This is a genomic window from Mesorhizobium sp. M0048, assembly GCF_040323405.1.
Lineage (GTDB): Bacteria > Pseudomonadota > Alphaproteobacteria > Rhizobiales > Rhizobiaceae > Mesorhizobium.
This window is the reverse complement of the sequence record NZ_JAMYUV010000050.1, coordinates 26,119-41,934: the sequence shown is the minus strand read 5'-3', so window position 1 is coordinate 41,934 and position 15,816 is coordinate 26,119. Positions and strand designations below refer to the sequence as shown.

Annotated in this window: 14 protein-coding genes and 2 pseudogenes; 3 read left to right on the top strand and 13 right to left on the bottom strand. The window is 59.7% G+C overall.

Annotation, left to right across the window (positions count from 1 at the left end; genetic code table 11):
- Together NKJ84_RS27510 and NKJ84_RS27505 are read left to right on the top strand one after the other, a co-directional pair.
- Window positions 1-891: pseudogene (locus NKJ84_RS27510) on the top strand (calcium-binding protein); the annotation flags it as partial.
- Window positions 892-1,915: 1,024 nt separating this feature from the next.
- Window positions 1,916-3,850, top strand: a complete 1,935-nt coding sequence (locus tag NKJ84_RS27505; protein ID WP_352509033.1) for a calcium-binding protein — start codon at window positions 1,916-1,918, stop codon at window positions 3,848-3,850.
- A gap of 153 nt (window positions 3,851-4,003) precedes the next feature.
- Here NKJ84_RS27505 and NKJ84_RS27500 read toward each other — a convergent pair whose 3' ends face one another.
- Both NKJ84_RS27500 and NKJ84_RS27495 read right to left on the bottom strand, forming a co-directional pair.
- Window positions 4,004-4,987 carry an aldo/keto reductase gene (locus tag NKJ84_RS27500; protein ID WP_352509032.1) on the bottom strand — a complete coding sequence of 328 codons (984 nt, stop codon included), beginning with the start codon at window positions 4,985-4,987 and terminating at the stop codon, window positions 4,004-4,006.
- A gap of 10 nt (window positions 4,988-4,997) precedes the next feature.
- A complete protein-coding gene (locus NKJ84_RS27495; protein WP_352509031.1) occupies window positions 4,998-5,306 on the bottom strand; it encodes a DUF1127 domain-containing protein in 309 nt (102 codons plus the stop codon).
- Window positions 5,307-5,387: 81 nt separating this feature from the next.
- On the opposite strand from NKJ84_RS27495, the gene NKJ84_RS27490 reads away from it, so the two are divergent.
- Complete coding sequence (locus NKJ84_RS27490; RefSeq protein WP_352509030.1) at window positions 5,388-6,257, top strand: LysR family transcriptional regulator; 870 nt, start codon at window positions 5,388-5,390, stop codon at window positions 6,255-6,257.
- Window positions 6,258-6,413: 156 nt separating this feature from the next.
- On the opposite strand, the gene NKJ84_RS27485 is transcribed toward NKJ84_RS27490, so the two are convergent.
- The 11 genes and pseudogenes from NKJ84_RS27485 to NKJ84_RS27440 all read right to left on the bottom strand — a co-directional run bounded on the left by NKJ84_RS27485 (window position 6,414) and on the right by NKJ84_RS27440 (window position 15,780).
- On the bottom strand, window positions 6,414-6,860 hold the full coding sequence (locus NKJ84_RS27485; protein ID WP_352509029.1) for an MBL fold metallo-hydrolase: 447 nt from the start codon (window positions 6,858-6,860) through the stop codon (window positions 6,414-6,416).
- 393 nt (window positions 6,861-7,253) lie between these two features.
- Window positions 7,254-8,078 carry a 3-methyl-2-oxobutanoate hydroxymethyltransferase gene (locus tag NKJ84_RS27480; RefSeq protein WP_352479337.1) on the bottom strand — a complete coding sequence of 275 codons (825 nt, stop codon included), beginning with the start codon at window positions 8,076-8,078 and terminating at the stop codon, window positions 7,254-7,256.
- Window positions 8,079-8,128: 50 nt separating this feature from the next.
- Window positions 8,129-8,215 (bottom strand): annotated as a pseudogene (locus NKJ84_RS33325) (hydroxypyruvate isomerase); the annotation flags it as partial.
- A 5-nt stretch (window positions 8,216-8,220) separates the two neighbouring features.
- Window positions 8,221-8,529 carry a MocE family 2Fe-2S type ferredoxin gene (locus tag NKJ84_RS27475; RefSeq protein ID WP_352509028.1) on the bottom strand — a complete coding sequence of 103 codons (309 nt, stop codon included), beginning with the start codon at window positions 8,527-8,529 and terminating at the stop codon, window positions 8,221-8,223.
- 11 nt (window positions 8,530-8,540) lie between these two features.
- Window positions 8,541-9,500, bottom strand: coding sequence for a sugar phosphate isomerase/epimerase family protein (locus tag NKJ84_RS27470; RefSeq protein ID WP_352509027.1), 960 nt, complete (start codon window positions 9,498-9,500; stop codon window positions 8,541-8,543).
- Complete coding sequence (locus NKJ84_RS27465) at window positions 9,497-10,501, bottom strand: Gfo/Idh/MocA family oxidoreductase (RefSeq protein ID WP_352509026.1); 1,005 nt, start codon at window positions 10,499-10,501, stop codon at window positions 9,497-9,499. The genes NKJ84_RS27470 and NKJ84_RS27465 overlap by 4 nt, the downstream gene beginning before the upstream one ends.
- 138 nt (window positions 10,502-10,639) lie before the next feature.
- Window positions 10,640-11,434: an ATP-binding cassette domain-containing protein gene (locus NKJ84_RS27460; protein WP_352509025.1), complete on the bottom strand. Its 795-nt coding sequence runs from the start codon at window positions 11,432-11,434 to the stop codon at window positions 10,640-10,642.
- Window positions 11,435-11,492: 58 nt separating this feature from the next.
- On the bottom strand, window positions 11,493-12,515 hold the full coding sequence (locus NKJ84_RS27455) for an ABC transporter permease (protein ID WP_352509024.1): 1,023 nt from the start codon (window positions 12,513-12,515) through the stop codon (window positions 11,493-11,495).
- Window positions 12,516-12,524: 9 nt separating this feature from the next.
- A complete protein-coding gene (locus tag NKJ84_RS27450; protein WP_352479442.1) occupies window positions 12,525-13,535 on the bottom strand; it encodes an ABC transporter permease in 1,011 nt (336 codons plus the stop codon).
- A 134-nt stretch (window positions 13,536-13,669) separates the two neighbouring features.
- Window positions 13,670-14,635, bottom strand: a complete 966-nt coding sequence (locus tag NKJ84_RS27445; RefSeq protein WP_352509023.1) for a sugar ABC transporter substrate-binding protein — start codon at window positions 14,633-14,635, stop codon at window positions 13,670-13,672.
- A 98-nt stretch (window positions 14,636-14,733) separates the two neighbouring features.
- Entirely contained in the window at window positions 14,734-15,780 is a 1,047-nt protein-coding gene (locus NKJ84_RS27440) for a sterol desaturase family protein (protein ID WP_352509022.1), read from the bottom strand.
- Between the last annotated feature and the right edge of the window lie 36 nt (window positions 15,781-15,816).

The following is a 15,816-nucleotide window of genomic DNA, read 5'->3' as shown; positions in this document are numbered from 1 at the left end:
GGCAATGCCGGCGCCAATTTCATCAACGGCCTCGGCGGCGCCGACACGATGACCGGCTATGGTGGCAATGACACCTACTATGTCGACAATGCCGGTGACAAGGAGATTGAGGCTGCGGGCGGCGGTACCGATAAAGTACTCGCCTCGGTCAGCCATGCGCTTGCGGCCGGCTCGGAGATCGAGCTTCTTGCCACCAGTAATCCGTCCGGCACGACGGCAATCAATCTCACAGGCAACGGCTTTGCTCAGACCATTCAGGGCAATGCCGGCGCCAATTTCATCAACGGCCTCGGCGGCGCCGACACGATGACCGGCTATGGTGGCAATGACACCTACTATGTCGACAATGCCGGTGACAAGGTCATCGAGGCGGTGGGCGGCGGCTCCGACCGGGTGATCACGTCAGTGAGCCATGCGCTTTCGGCGGGCACCCAGATCGAGCTTCTCGCCGCAAGGTATCCATCCGACACGACGGCAATGAACCTCAGCGGCAACGAGTTCAGTCAGACCATCCAAGGCAACACCGGCGCGAACATCATCAATGGTGGCGGCGGTGCCGACATCTTGACCGGTAACGGAGGCAATGATGCCTTCGTGTTCAACAGCGCTCTTGGGGCCGGCAATATCGACAGGATCACCGACTTCAACAAGCTCCAGGACAAGATCCAGCTCGACGACGCGGTTTTTGCCGGGCTTAAGCTGGGAGGCCTTTCATCCGATGCTTTCTTTGCTGGCACGGCCGCGCATGATAGCTCCGACCATATCATCTACAACAACTCAACAGGAGCACTCTCTTTCGACAGCGACGGGATCGGTGGCGCAGCTCAAATACAGTTCGCCACGCTCTCTCCAGGTCTGTCGCTTGCAGCAGGTTCGTTCCTTGTGATCTGAACGACCCGGAACGGCGGACCCTCTGCTCGAGCCGGTCCGCCGCTCCGTCTTTGTTCAGCACCGGATTTTTCCAAAGCGGGTGATGCCCGCCACCGAGTTTACTCGGCGCGGTTCGCGGCCCGCTTCCGTGTCTTGAACGGACTTAGTGCATCTCAGTGAAATAGAGGCTCATCGCACGGTGCACGACGACGAAGCAAACGGCTTCGCGACCAATCCGGTTCTCGTCTCTTTACTCTTATTCGATTCTTGTCGGCAACGAACGGTCAGATCCCATCTGAGCCCGGTATCGACTATCAGATCCCTGGGCCGCTATCAGATCCGCTGCGCAATAGCGGCTATGGCTTCACAAACCGCCCCTTCGCAGATCACGATCTATAAATCGGGACTGCCAATTACTTGAGCGCGAGAGCAGGAACCAGGCACCGCGAACCCGGCAGTCATTCCGCAGTTGTCGCTCGCTTGTAAACGTGGGCCGAACCGCTTTAATGTCGCTTAAGTCTTCCTCATGGGCGAGTGCGGCAGGCGCTCCAGCTGGGAACCGCCCCTATTCTCACCTTGAGCGGCTTCCTACATTGACTTGATCTCGATCACGGAGATCTGCCGCCCGCTGAGCGCGCAGATCCCTACGAATTGTCCACAACTAATTGCTTGCGGCAGTGAGACCACGGGAGACCACGGAGCAGTTTGGCTCTTGTGGTTAACGTCTGTCTGATTTTCATCTCGTAAGGTAAATTGACAAATCAAAAGCAAACAAGAATGTAATTTCCCGTAATTTAAACGTCATAAGTTGCGAAGCTACAGCTATTTCAAAATAAAGTCGCGATTCCGCCGGAATTGTGACCTAAGAAAAGCGATAAGTTTCTTGTGTACAACCCGTTTTTATCAAAATAAGCCACAATGCATGCAGCATTCCAACAAACGCTCAATGATTTTATCAACGGGTGTCTTTATGTGATTTGGCGCTAATATACACCCTCTAGTAGGTAGGCCTCGGGCGCTATCGAACGAGAAAAAGGATTACTGGATGGCAACTCTGCACTACACCTCGGGTGGTTCCGCCACCGAAATCGCAAACGCTGGCTTCAATCTGGCCGACGTTCAATATGTTAGCCAGGTCAACGCATTGCCGGATGGCATGAAGGGTTTGGTTTACCTGAATGAGCACGAGGGCGTAACCTCATCCTTCATCGAGAAAATGACCCCCTTCCTCGGCAATCCGAATGTGTTTGGGTTCTATCTTGTTGACGAGCCCGATCCCACCGGCAGGTGGGGCACCTACGCAACCGCTGAGAACCTGAAGGCGGAATCCGACTGGATCCATGAGCATTTTCCAGGCGCCAAGACCTTCATCACCATGATGAACATGGGGTCCCCGACCAATCCGGATTTTACGAACACCTACAATCCGGCCAACACGCATATCGACTATTTCGGAATAGACCCCTATCCGGTGCGCACGGGAACGGACACGGTCGATTACGACATGATCGATCGAGCCGTGGCTGCAGCGGTGAAGTCGGGCATCCCGGCTAACAACATCGTTCCGGTATATCAGGCCTTTGGCGGCGGTAACTGGGAGACTTCCGATGGCGGAAGACATGTCATGCCCACCCCCGAACAGATGCAAACCATGATCGATCATTGGGCCGCATTGGTTCCGACGCCCGGCTTCGACTACACCTACAAATGGGGAACGCAGAACGGCGACACCGCGCTTGAAAGCTCCTCCGAATTGCAAGCCGTTTTCCGGGAGCACAACCTCGCTACCACCGGGGCCGAACCTTCCGACACCAGCGACGGCAGCGCTGCCGCGACACCCCCTTCCGATGCCGCCGCCAGCGATAGCAGTTCGACTGTGACTGCCCCATCCCATGACGCCACCGGCGACAACACTTCGACTGCGACTGCCCCTTCCCATGACGCCACCGCCAGTGATAGCAGTTCGACTGCGACTGCCTCTTCCCATGACGCCACCGGCGATAGCAGTTCGACTGTAACTGCCGCTTCCGACGCCGCCACCGGCGATATCAGTTCGACTGCCACGGCCCCTTCCGACGCCACCGCCAGCGATAGCAGTTCGACTGCGACTGCCCCTTCCCATGACGCCACCGGCGATGGCAGTTCGACCGTAACTGCCGCTTCCGACGACGCCGGCAATACCAGTTCGACTGCCGCGGCCTCTTCCGAAGCCGCGACGGGCGATAGCAGTTCCACTGCAACTGTGCCTTCCACTGCCACCGCTGCCGATAATAGCTCTACTGTGGCCGCCTCCGACTCCAAGACCAGCCATGGCACTTCTACTGCGACTGCTACCGCCATCGCCCCTTCCGACGCCAGCACTAGCGATAGTAATTCTGCTGGAGCTGCGACTTCCCACCGCACGGCCAGTCACGGAAAAGCCACCAGTGATGCCTCCCATGCAAGTGCAAGCACCGACAAAATGGCGGGCCATAGCGGCAACGACACCTCCCATGTCGACACTGGCGGCAACAAGATGGAGGATTTGGGCAGCGGCGTTGACCGGGTGCTGGCTGTGTTGAGCCATGCTCTTTCTGCCGGCTCGGAGTTTCTCGCCCCCAACAATCACTCCGACAGAACCGCAACCAACCTGACCGGCCATGGGTTCGCCCAGACCGTCCAGAGCGGTGAAAATGTCGGGGCCCAGGCAAAGAACGGCGCCGCCGCCGAGATCATGTCGGGTCACGGAGGCAACGATGCCTTCGACTTCAGCAAGCTTCAGGACAAGCTCCACCTCGATCAAGCCGCTCTTACCGAGCTTAAGTCGAGCGGGCTTTCATTGCATGCGTCTCCTGCTGGTACGGCCACGGATGATGGTTCCCACCACATCATCTTTGACAGCTCAACCGGGTCGCTCTCTCTCGACAGCGACGCGGTCGGCGGCTCAGCTCAAGCGCAGCTCGCCACCCATCTCCCGTTGCAGCATCACTCTTTGATCTGAAAACCGGAGCGGCGGACCTTCAACTCGAGCGTGTCCGCCGCTCCTTCAATCGCGCCACGGAAGCTTGACTAAGAAAAATGCGATATCGGCAGACAGCAGAGAGATCGAAGTTGGTCGCGTTATCGCCAATGCGAATTTCGGATTCGCCACACCCTAAGCAGTCTCGGCAATTTTCAGCACGGCGTCGATCTCGGCCATCACCGCTGCCGGCAGCGGCCCTTTTTCCAGCGCACCGAGATTGTCCTCGACCTGCTCGGGCCGCGTGAAGCCGGGAACCGGCAGCGCGATTGCCGACTTGGCGAGGATCCAGCCGAGCGCGCCCTGCGCAAGCGTGCGTCCGCCCGACGTGAGCAGGTCGCGGATTGCCGAGAGCCTTGACAGATAGTGCGGGTTGGCGGCGCCATCCCTGAAAAATACCATCCATTCGGCATTGCCGCCGCGCACATCGTTGGTGGGCAGCCGCATGGCCGGCGTGTATTTGCCGGTGAGCAACCCCATTGCCAGCGGCAGCCGGCTGAACGAGACGAGGTTCTCGCGCGCCGCAACGGCCATCAGCCCGTTCGCCGGGGTAAACACATTGAAGTCGTTCTCTACGGCGACGAAGCCCTCGCGCGGCGCGTAGGCGGCAAGCCGTTCGCGGTGATCGGTGCTCCAGCCGAAGCCGCCGATCTTGCCCTCCTGGCGCAACAGGCCGAGCGTATCGAACACCTCGCCGGCGCGCTCGATCGGATACTCGTTGATATGTAGCAGCGCGACGTCGATACAATCGCGCTGCAGGCGCTGCCGCGAATTGTCGATCGATGTCCGGATCGCTGCGGCAGAGGCATCCTCGGGAGCAATCTTGCGCGTTTCGGGATCGCCGAAATAGCCGACCTTGGTGACGATGACGGCTTCGTCCTTACCCTTCAACGCTCGCCCGAGGATCAGTTCGGCATTGCCGGCGCCATAGGCGGCCGCCGTGTCGAACACCCGCGCGCCGATCTCATAGGCCATCGCCAGCGCGGCTTGCGACCTGATGTCATCGACCTCGCCATAGGTTGTCGCCGTGTCACGCCAACGCGCGGGGCCACCCGCCGCCCAGGTGCCGATGCCAATGCCCGGTACCGAGCGGCCATCCCAAAGCTCAATCATCTGCATGCCCGGTTCCTCAACGACGCACGCTGGCGTGGCGGGCATGCTCGCGGATCTCTTCGCGAGAAATGCCAGCATCCGCAAGTGTGCTGTCTGGGGCCCGCCTCAAGCTCGCAAGCGTCTGGCGATAGGCAAGCCAGCGGGCGAAACGGTGTCGAAGTTCATCCAACATGATCGTCTCCTTTGGCGTGCAGAATGCCCGCGCGCTTGGGTTGGTCGAAAGCGCAAAGCATCGGCGCGAAGCGCATGCGCGATCGAAAAGATTGCGCTGGCTTCTTAGCCAGCCGAGGCGCTTGTCACTGTCCCGCCAAGCAAGAATGTCCAACGCGTCCAACGCCTGCATACTTGCGCATGATGCCCCTTCGCGCTACAGCCACGGTCGCAAGGAGTTTTTCATTTCTGCAAAATGGATATCGGCTGGGACGATCTGAGGTTGTTTCTCGACGTTGCGCGGCTGGGTGGCTTGAGCGCAGCGACGGGAACCACGCGCCTCAGCGCAGCCACCCTTGGACGACGCGTCACCGCGCTGGAAAAGCAGATCGGCGAACCTCTGTTCGTGCGCCAGCAGACCGGCTACCGGCTGACCCCGGTCGGCGAAGAACTGCTGCGGCGCGCCGAAGACGTCGAGGCAGCAATGCAGTCGCTGACCCGCTGGCGCGAGGGAAACCTGCCCGACCGCATTGTCCGCGTCTCGGCCGGGCCATGGACCTCGGCTTTCATTTCCGCCCATATCGGCGAGATCTGGACGGTCGACGACGGCATAAGGGTGGAGCTTGTCACCACGACCGAGCGGGTCGACATCGGCCGCCGTGCCGCCGACATCGGCATCCGCAGCGAGCGTCCGACCGAGCAGTGGCTGGCCGGCCGTCAGAGCGGCAAAGTCGCTCACGCCATTTATTCCGGACGTCACCTGATCAACGGCATCGCCGCTGGATTGTTCGTCGGCGTCACCGGCGAAGGCGCAAACGTTGCATCGGCGCGCTGGCTGCAAGCCCATCACGGCGACCGCATCGCCGTACGCGGCAACAACACCCATGCGGTGCGTGAACTGGTGGCCGCCGGCGCCGGCCTTTCGGTCTTTCCGTGCTTCGTCGGTGACAGCGATCCGCGGCTGGTTCGCGTCGCTCAGCCTATCCCCGAGCTCGAAACCGACCAATGGATCGTCACCCATCACGAGGAACGTCACTCCCCGCCGGTACGAAAAGTCGCCGACCGGATTGCCGCCTTGATGCGGGCGCACCAGCCGCTGTTTCGCGGCGAGACGCCGATCCGGTAAGCCTCAGGCGTCGATCGGCCGCCAGTGGATCAAGAATCAGATATTTTGTGGGCCGGACGATGTGCCGCCGCCGTTGAGGACGGCGGAGTGAGGCGCGCTGCTCGTCGAGATCCTTGCCTTGGGCGAAGAGAGCGGTACCAATCAGTACCGGGCCGCCTATCCGGTCACTCGTCCTCCTGCCGGCTCATAGCCGTATGCTTCGCCCTTACGCACCACGCGACCGATGCCCGGCCAGCCAAGGTGCGCGCCGGCGATCCACGTCCCCGCCTTGGCCGCGTCACTGAAAACATTTAGGCGGGTTGCGCGCGCCGTCGGCTGATCGTCGTCATAGCCCCAACTGAACGCGGGATTGCCGAACTGCAAGGCCGGCACATGAACGACGTCCCCGAAGAATAGGAAACGGTCCTCGTCCGTGTCGAACGCGTAGCCGGTATGACCGGGAGCATGACCCGGCAGGGCGACCGCCCTCAATCGCTCACCCACCAGGTCGCCATTCTGGACAGGCTTCAGCAGGGGCCGGAACTGCGCAAGGTGCGCGTAAGCGAAAAAGCTCCCAACAGCCGCCTCGGGAATTACGATCGCCGTCAAGTTTGGAAAGAGCACTCGGCCGTCGGGGGTCAAAAGTCCGTGCACATGATCCTCAGCAGTTCGCCTTCACGTATTCTTCCTGAAGTTTGAATCGAAGCAGTATATGATTTCGGAAGCAGCTCTGCATTTCCACAAACGACCCAAACCCGAGACGCGATGCAAGTCGGGACACGGTCGCGGGTGATACATGGCATCGGCGCGCGATTGCGGTGGCATTTTCGAAAGCCACGTAATCCGGCTCCGCAAATATCACCCGGGCGACAGCCTCCGACTTCTCCGGAAGTGTCAGTTCCCTTTTGGCAATCAGCGCTTTGAGCTCGTCAAGCGATGGCGCTCGGCGGTTGTCAACTGATACGCGCTGTCGACCGCATGTCCGTGAGGGATAAGATGAGCCCACAGACATAGTTCTCAACCTTTAACTATCTTCATGAAGATATCGAACTCGGCATCCACAATCGGAACCGTGTGCTCGTAACCGGGATATCTGCCTGAATCGACGTCTGCCTTGTAGTCCTTGAAGGCAGCGACGCGCTCGTCCTGAATCTTCTCCAGCTCAGGGCCAAGGTTTCGATAAACTTTTCCGTGTCGCGGCTTATGGTTCTTGCCGTAACCGCAAACGTCTTCTGTGAAGAGGTACTGCGCATCGGCATATTTGCCAGCGCCCATGCCTAGCATGACAAGCGAGGAGTTTTCGGTGAGGAATTTCGCGACGCGATCTGGGACGACTTCCAGCTCCGCGCCGAAGACTCCTATTTGCTCCAGCTTTTGGGTGTGTCGCCAAATGCGCACTGCTTCGTCCGCGGTCTTGCCGACTGCGCGCCAACCCGTCCAGGTGATATAAGACGGCACTAGGCCGATATGGCCAACGACAGGAATGTAGTTGTCGCATAACGTCTTCTGGATGTCGTATGACGCCGCACAATAAAAGGCGTCGCCGCCTGTGCCGGCAAAGTGGAACGCTGCACGCAGATAGTCCTCCGCTGTTGCGAGCGGGCGGCCCGCGAAACTCCCATAGCTGCCATATGGCAAACCGACTTGTACGAAACAATCGCCGGCTGCTTGGCGCATTTCCGGATCGAAATATCGACCTTCGATGGAGAGCATATGGATGCCGGCAGCGGCTGCGGCAGCCGCCTCATCCGGGGTGCTGACGAAGAGCATGGAGATTTTCTGTCCGCTCTTCTTCATCTTGCGGATGTCCTCGACATGAGGACGGTTGTGATACATGCCCATAATCAGCCTCCGCAGGGGATCAGGCAGTCAAACAGCGCCTTGGCGATGAATGGCCAATTCATTTCGGCGCGCCAAGTAATCGGGCGGTCGCGCCAGAGCATCTCGGCGCAGGCTGCAAGCTGGAACGGCTGGTCCATATGGCTCAGATCTCGATCATGACGCGGCCATTTTCGACCTTCGTCTTGTACGTCTTGAGATTCTCGCAAGCGGGCGGGGTCTCTACGTCCCCAGTCGTGAAGTCGAAAACGGATGCGTGTTTAGGACACTCCACTGTATTCCCCATTACGAGACCGTCAGCGAGGTGAATACTCTCGTGCGTGCAAAGCCCGTCGGTGCAGAAATATTCGTCCGCATCATTTCGAAAGATCGCAAAGGTGCGACCGCCATGATCGAAGCGCTTGGCTTCCTCGGCTTCGATGTCGGCGGCGGCACAGGCGTCGATCCAAGGCATGGAACCTTCCTTCAGATGGCTTGCGGTTTGTAGTCGGCGGGGGCGGACGGCATGACCCCCTGCAGTAGCGCTACGGACTTTTCGAGTCCCTCCAGAGAGTTCAGGAGCACGTCCTCATGCTCGATGGAAAGCCAGCCGTCATAGCCGGCCATCTTGAGGCGATAGCAGAATTGCCGCCACCACTCCTCGCCATGGCCGAAGCCAAGCGTGATGTAGCTCCATGACCGGGCTGGAAGATTCATCAGGCTGCCATTCTCGAGCAGAGATGTCGTCGCCTGCACTGGTGCGTTGAGCATCGTGTCCTTGGCATGAACGTGATAAACCGCCTCGCCCAACGATTGAGCCGCCGCCAGCGGGTCGGCACCCATCCAGAACAGATGCGAAGGGTCCAGATTCGCCCCCACGACGGGTCCGACCGCCTGTCGCAACTTCAGAAGCGAGGGCACGTTGAAGACACACTGGTTGCCGTGGAGTTCAAGCGCGATGCGCTCCACGCCGTTCTCTTCAGCCAACGCCACGATCTCGGTCCAGAAGGGAATCAGCTTCTCTTCCCACTGGTATTTCAAAATGGCCTGTGTTTCCGGCGGCCAAGACGAGATGACCCAGTTGGGCATGATATCTGCAGCGTTGCCGGCCGGGAGGCCGCTCATGGTGCAGACCGTCCGGATGCCCATTTCGCCTGCGACGCGAATAGTGGTTTTCAGCCCTTCGCCCTGGGCCGGGTCGGTCGGGTGCAGCGGATTGCCGTTTGCGTTGAGGCTGATGATTTCTAGCCCGCGCGCCTCGAACGCGCCAACGAAGCGCTTCTGGCCTTCCCTGTTGCCCAGCATGGACGAAAGCCGAAAATGCGGCGCGGTGGACCAGCCACAGGTGTTCACCTCGACGCCGGAGACACCCATGCGCTTCGCATGATCCAGCATCGTTTCGAAGGGCAGGTTGCCGAGGCTGTCTGAAACGAAACCCAGCTTCACGCGTAAAACTCCGGCTTTGCGATCATTTGGACGGGTACGCGGCGGCCCTCGTGCAACGCCTTCACGCCCGCCTCGGCAACGACGGCGGCGCAATAACCGTCCCAGCAATTCGCAGCGGTTGCCGGGAACTCACCAGTCATGGCGAAGCGTAGGAAGTCGCGGTTCTGCCGACGGTACGCATCGGCATAGCGGGTCCGCCAGTCGGCGTCGTAGCTCGTGCTCTGTGCAAGCGCAGAATCGATGCGAGTGTAGGCGACGTTGTTCATCGCAACGGTGCCCCGCTCGCCGATCAGCTCGGCACGGACATCGTAACCATAGGCGGCATTGTTGTTGATCTCGATGTTGACGAGTTGGCCATCGACCGTCTCCAGCACCATGAAGACAGGCGCGACCCGGGCATCTGAGCGCTTCGGCTGGAAGGCCGAAATCGACGCATATTCCGTCGAGAGCACATAGCGCACGACATCGAACTCGTGTGGGGCCGAATTGGTGATAGCCATTGCGCCGGTGAAATCTGCCGCCGGCGTTTCGACATTGCGGTGAAAATTGTGCATCATCAGGGGCCGGCCAAGGCGGCCGTCTGTAAGCGCTCGCTTCATCTCTTCGTAGGAGCGATCGTAGCGCCGCATGAAACCAAGCTGGACGAATTTCGCGCCCGACTTCTGTTCGGCCTCCATCACCGCGATACAGTCAGCGGACGCTTGTGAGAGGGGCTTTTCGCACAACACACGCTTGCCGGCGGCAATACAGGCCTTCGACAGCGGCGCATGCGTGGTATCGGGACTCGCCACGATGATTGCGTCCACGTCCTTCCGCGCGGCAACATCTTCTGGATCGGTGGAGATGTCGGGCGCACCAAAGGTGTCGGCAACAGTGCGGGCACGCGCCTCATCCATGTCGCACACCAGCTGAAGGCTTGCTCCGGGAAGGTCTTCCGCCACTATCCTGGCGTGGTCGGCGCCCATCACACCGGCACCGATCACTGCGATCCGTATTGTCATATTTCTTCTGCTTTGTTCGACGTGAAGAGGCTGGTGGCGCCAAGGGTCATCAGGGCCGGTCGAAGGCAGAGGTTTCCCGAGGAAAACGATCGGGCCGCCCGCCCATCCAGCTCGAGAGGCGGCGCATTTTCATTGTGATCATGCATGCAATTCATGCTCGATTTCCGCCTCGAGGTCAGCCATGGTTTCACCGCCGGCCATCAGGTCGGTGATCTCCTCGCGGGTTTTCTCGCGCTTCCGGAAATCGGCGGCGATCGCACCGCGAATGAGGACGGCGAAATGGTCTCCCACCGCCATCGCGTGCATCACCTGGTGGGTGATGAAGATGACCGCGAGACCGCGCCGCTTGGCTTCATTGACGATGCGCAGCACGTGAGCTGCCTGCTTGACGCCGAGCGCTGCCGTCGGCTCATCGAGGATCAGAACGCGAGCGCCGAAATGCACGGCGCGGGCAATGGCCAAAGACTGGCGTTCCCCGCCTGACAGGCCACCAACAAGCCGGTCACCGTCGTCGATACGCGTGATGCCGAAATCCCGCACCGCTTTCACCGCGATCTCGTTGGCGCGCTTGCGGTCGTAGATCTTGAACGGACCCCAACCCTTTGTCGGCTCCAATCCAACGAAGAAGGAGCGGCCGATGCTCATTAAGGGGAACGTTCCGCCGAACTGGTGCACGGTGGCAATGCCCCGCTCCTGCGCAGCGCTCGGACGGTCGAAGCTGACCGCCTTTCCGTCCATCAGGATCTCGCCGCTGGTCGGCTTGTGGACGCCTGCCAACACCTTGATGAGAGTGGACTTTCCGGCGCCGTTGTCGCCGAGGAGACACAAGACCTCACCCCGGCGAATTTGCAGCGAGATCTTATGCAACACGTCGATCGGGCCGAAAGACTTGTTGACATTTTTCAGTTCGAGAATGGCAGGTTTTTCGCTCATAATTGTCGCATCTTTCGTTCTTCCAAGCAGTCGCTGATCGCAACTGCAGCCGCATCGCTTAGTGCTGTATGGGTGCCCTCGGCACGCTTTGTTTCGAACCTCGCCGGTAAGACAGAGCCAGTTCCCGGAATGCCTGATTCATCAGCACCGCCGTCAAAAGCATCACGCCGATGATCAGGTTCGACCAGTTCCGGTCGATCTGGGTGAAGTAGATGCCTTGGCTGACAATGGCGAACGTGATGGTGCCGACGAAGATGCCGATGACCGAGCCGAACCCTCCCGTGAGCAGTACGCCGCCGACCACCACGGACACGATTGCGTTGAAGATGAAGTTCATTCCGCCGGAAACCTGGGCCGAGTTGAACAGGATCGCCTGGCACATGCCAACGAATGTGGCGCTGACGGCGGACAGCACGAACAGTGCGATGGTCATGCGGTTTATCGGAATGCCTGCATTGCGGGCGCTGACGCGATCGCCGCCCATTGCAAACAGCCAGTTGCCAAAGCGGGTCTTGTGCAGCACGAAGCCAATGATGACAGCGAACACTACCCACCAGACGATGATGACCTGGTGGCTTCCACCGATAAGCTGTCCGAACAGGAATTTGGCCCATTCGGGCGCGGTGACGGCAACGCTAGCGTTGCCAGTTAGCAACACGGACCCACTGAGCACCAAGCCCTGCATCGCAACCAGGGTGGCGAGCGTAATGATCAACGAAGGCACCGAGGTGCGGATCGTCAGCAAACCATTGACAAGGCCGACCGCCACACCGACCGCCAGGGCGCCGGCCATGCCCACCGCGATGGGCAGGTCATAGTAGCCGCTAAGGATGGCGGTGGTCATAGAGCCCGCGGGAATCAATGCGCCGATGGAGATGTCGAGTTCACCCGAGATCATCAGCAGACCGACCGGAATGGCGACAATGCCGAGATTGGCGGCGAAATTCACCCAGCTCGCCGCCCCAAGGAGTGTACCCAGGTCCACGCCACCGAAAAATACGAAGAACAGCACCACCCCGATCAGGCTGAGGATCGAGCCTGCTTCCGGGCGGCGCAACAAGGATTTGATTGCCTCAGTCATGGCGGTCCCTCAAACCTTCTTCGATGAGTAGCTGAGCGCCAGCTGCCGAAAGGTGTCGTTGGTGAGTACGGCGATCAGGAGAAGCGCGCCGATGATGACGCTTCCCATGTTGGGATCGATACTCGTGAAGTAGATGCCCTGGTTTACGATAGAGAAGGTGATCGTGCCGAACACGATACCTACGACCGAGCCAAATCCGCCGGTAAGCAGAACGCCCCCGATGACCACGCACATGATCGAATTGAAGATGAAGGACTGCCCAGCCAGAACCTGAGCGCTCTGGTAGACCATCACCTGGCTGACTCCGACGAACGCGGCGGAAAACCCCGAAAGCATGAATAGACCGATGGTAAGCCGCTTGGTGGGGATGCCCGCGTTGCGCGCGCTCTCCTTGTCGCCCCCGAGTGCATAGATCCAGTTGCCCACGGGCGAGATGTGGAGGAGCCACAGAAGGGCGGCGATGTAGACGAGCCACCAGAGAATCGTCACTTGGAACATGCCCCCGAGATATTGGCCGAGAAGCGTCTTCGTGAGTTCGTCGGGCACCAGCGAGACACCGGTGCTGCCGGCGATCATCACCGTAAGGCCCAGCGTCAGGCCCATTGTGCCGAACATCGTTCCTATTGTAATTATCAAGGACGGGATCGTGGTTCGTGTGACGAACACGCCGTTGATCAAGCCGATGGCAAGACCGAGCCCAAGGGCGGCCGTGATGCCGAGCCAATCAGGCAGGCCATAGTAGCCGGATATGATCGCGGCCGTTAGAGAGGCCGCGGGAATCACGGCGCCGACCGAGATGTCCAGCTCACCAGCGATCATCAGCAGCCCTATCGGCAGAGCGATGATGCCGATCTCGGAGGCGATGCTCAGCCAACTGGCCGTACCGGCTGCTGACAAAAAGCCACTGCCTCCGAATATGGCGAAGAACAGAAAGACTGCGACCATGCCCAGGAACGAGCCCGTCTCGGGCCGCCGCGCCAGACGACCCAGGGCCAGTCCAGAACGGCCGCGATTTGCCATCGGCGTTGGGGTGGATGTCACGGGATGTGCCGTCATGGGTAATCCGCGAGTTATCGAGCGCCAAAAATTGCGGTCGCTATGGAAGTAGAATGCACTGGCCGCCCGCCTCACACGGCGGGCGGCCGTAAGGACACCTATCGCGCGCCGGCCTTCACGCCGGCAATGGTCAGCTCGACAGTGTTCTTGTCGATGATCCCAGGACCGGTGAGGATCTCGCGCGTCGGCACAGTCAGCCCGTAGTTTACCTTGCCATTCAAGATTGAGACGGCGAGGTAGCCTTGCCAGTAGCCCTGCTGGTCGATCGCGCAGGCCTGTTTTCCATCCTTGATGTTGTTCAGGATGGTCTCGTCAAAGTTGATGCCGCAGAGTTGAACCTGCCCGGCCTTGCCGGCCTGGGTAATACCGTTCATGGCCGAATTGGCGTCGACATTGCCGATGGTGAACACCGCGGTCACGGCTTGATGCTGCAGCAGATAGGCCTTCACCGCCTGCGCCACTGCTGTTGCCGAGCCGAAGGAGGTAGCTGGCAACGGCAACACATCGGCCTCGCCGCCGCCATTCTTCATCCCTTCCCTAAAGCCACCACAGTAGGCCTCGATATTGGCCGCACCCGGCAGTGTGTTGATGCAGACGCCTTTCTTGTTGCCGGCCTTAGCGAGATACTCGCCGCCGGCGACGCCACCTTTGTAATCGTCCGAGCCGACATAGTTCATAGCGCCGAGGCGATCAGCCGCCTGCAAACCGCCGGCATTGTAGATAACAAGCGGAATGCCAGCGTCCACAACCGCCTTGAACGCCGGATCCATGGCTTCCGGCACCCAGTCCGGACCGACAATGGCGTCGGCCTTCTGGTCGATGGCTTGGCGGATCAGTTCGGCCGCGTCCACACCCAGATTGTCGTAGTTCTGCGGCCCGAGCCAGGTGACTTTACCACCTTGAGCTTCGACCACCTTACCGGCGTCTTCGGCACCACGCTTGACGATTGACCAGAATGGATCGTCCGGCTTGCCGCCGATAACGAAGATGTCGGCGGCGAGCGTGCTGCTGGTGCTGTACGCAGCCAGCACTGCTGTGGACACAAGTATCTTGAAAAGCTTCATAGTCTTCCTCCCGGTTTACCCGCCCCGCGGGGTTTCAACAAAAGCCTGGCTGCCCCGCACCCGCTCCTCTCGGGCTTAGTCGAGACAGCGTCTGATCGTCATTCCGCCGGCATTCCAGTGGCCGGGCCGCCGCGGGCTTCCTGCTGCGCGCGCAGCTTTTCTTTCTTTTTGCGGAAGCGCGCCTTCATAGCCTCGTCAGCTTCTTTGCTACCGTCGTGCCAAGTGCCAAAAAGCTTATCGAGAGGAACCAGACCGTCACCGCCGTAGTTCACCTCGAAATACTTGTGGTGCAGGTAGTGGACATAGGAATGGCTATCGAGCTTGATCTTGTCCGTGAGTTCGAAGGTCTCAAACCCAAGATGGCCATTCACCGCTCCGAAGCCGGCCCCATGCAGTGTGAAGTACGCGCAGACAGGGTTGGATGGGATCAGCAGGTGCAGCCAGGCTTCGGCATGGTAGAGGAACCCTTCCACCGGATGCATGGACAGCGACGACCACGGACTGGGGTTGATCGAGTTGTGGTGAACCGAGTGCACCCATTTGTAGAGCGGCGGCCAGTGGATCGCGCGGTGCAGGAAGAAGAAATACACTTCGTGCACAGCCGGAGCGATGATGACGAGGAACGACAGGTACAGCCAATGCGTCGTCCACGGCAGCCAGACGGCCCAGCTGTTCGCGTATGCCCATAGCATCACGATTTCGACCACGGTCCACAGCGGTATGGTGATGAAAAACGACCGGCTGAAATTGTCGATATTCTGGCTCTGAAACCAGAAGACGTCGGACGGCGCGTCGGAGGGGAATTTCGGATTATACTTGAAGCGCGTCTCTTGCTTGCGCTGGATGTAATAGCGCAGCTCAAAGAATCCGTAGAAGAGAAAAATGCCCCCCGCGTTCAGCCCGTAAAGCCAAAGGTAGTTGAGCAGGGAAAAGCTTGCCAGGCTGTCCCAGCTCGGGATGAGCAAGTTGACCCAGATGATTGCCGTGGCCATGTGGAACGCGTTCCAAGGCCAAAGAAACTCGGGAATCCAGGCTAGTACCTTCTTGGCGTTGAACGGGCGATGCCAGATCGGCACCGGCTCGGCGCGGCGGTGCGGGACCCAGTTTCCGCGCTTGTCGCGCATTCCATACTGAAGGTCATCCATCTTAACAGCCTCCCGACCGACCATCCAATCGGCCTT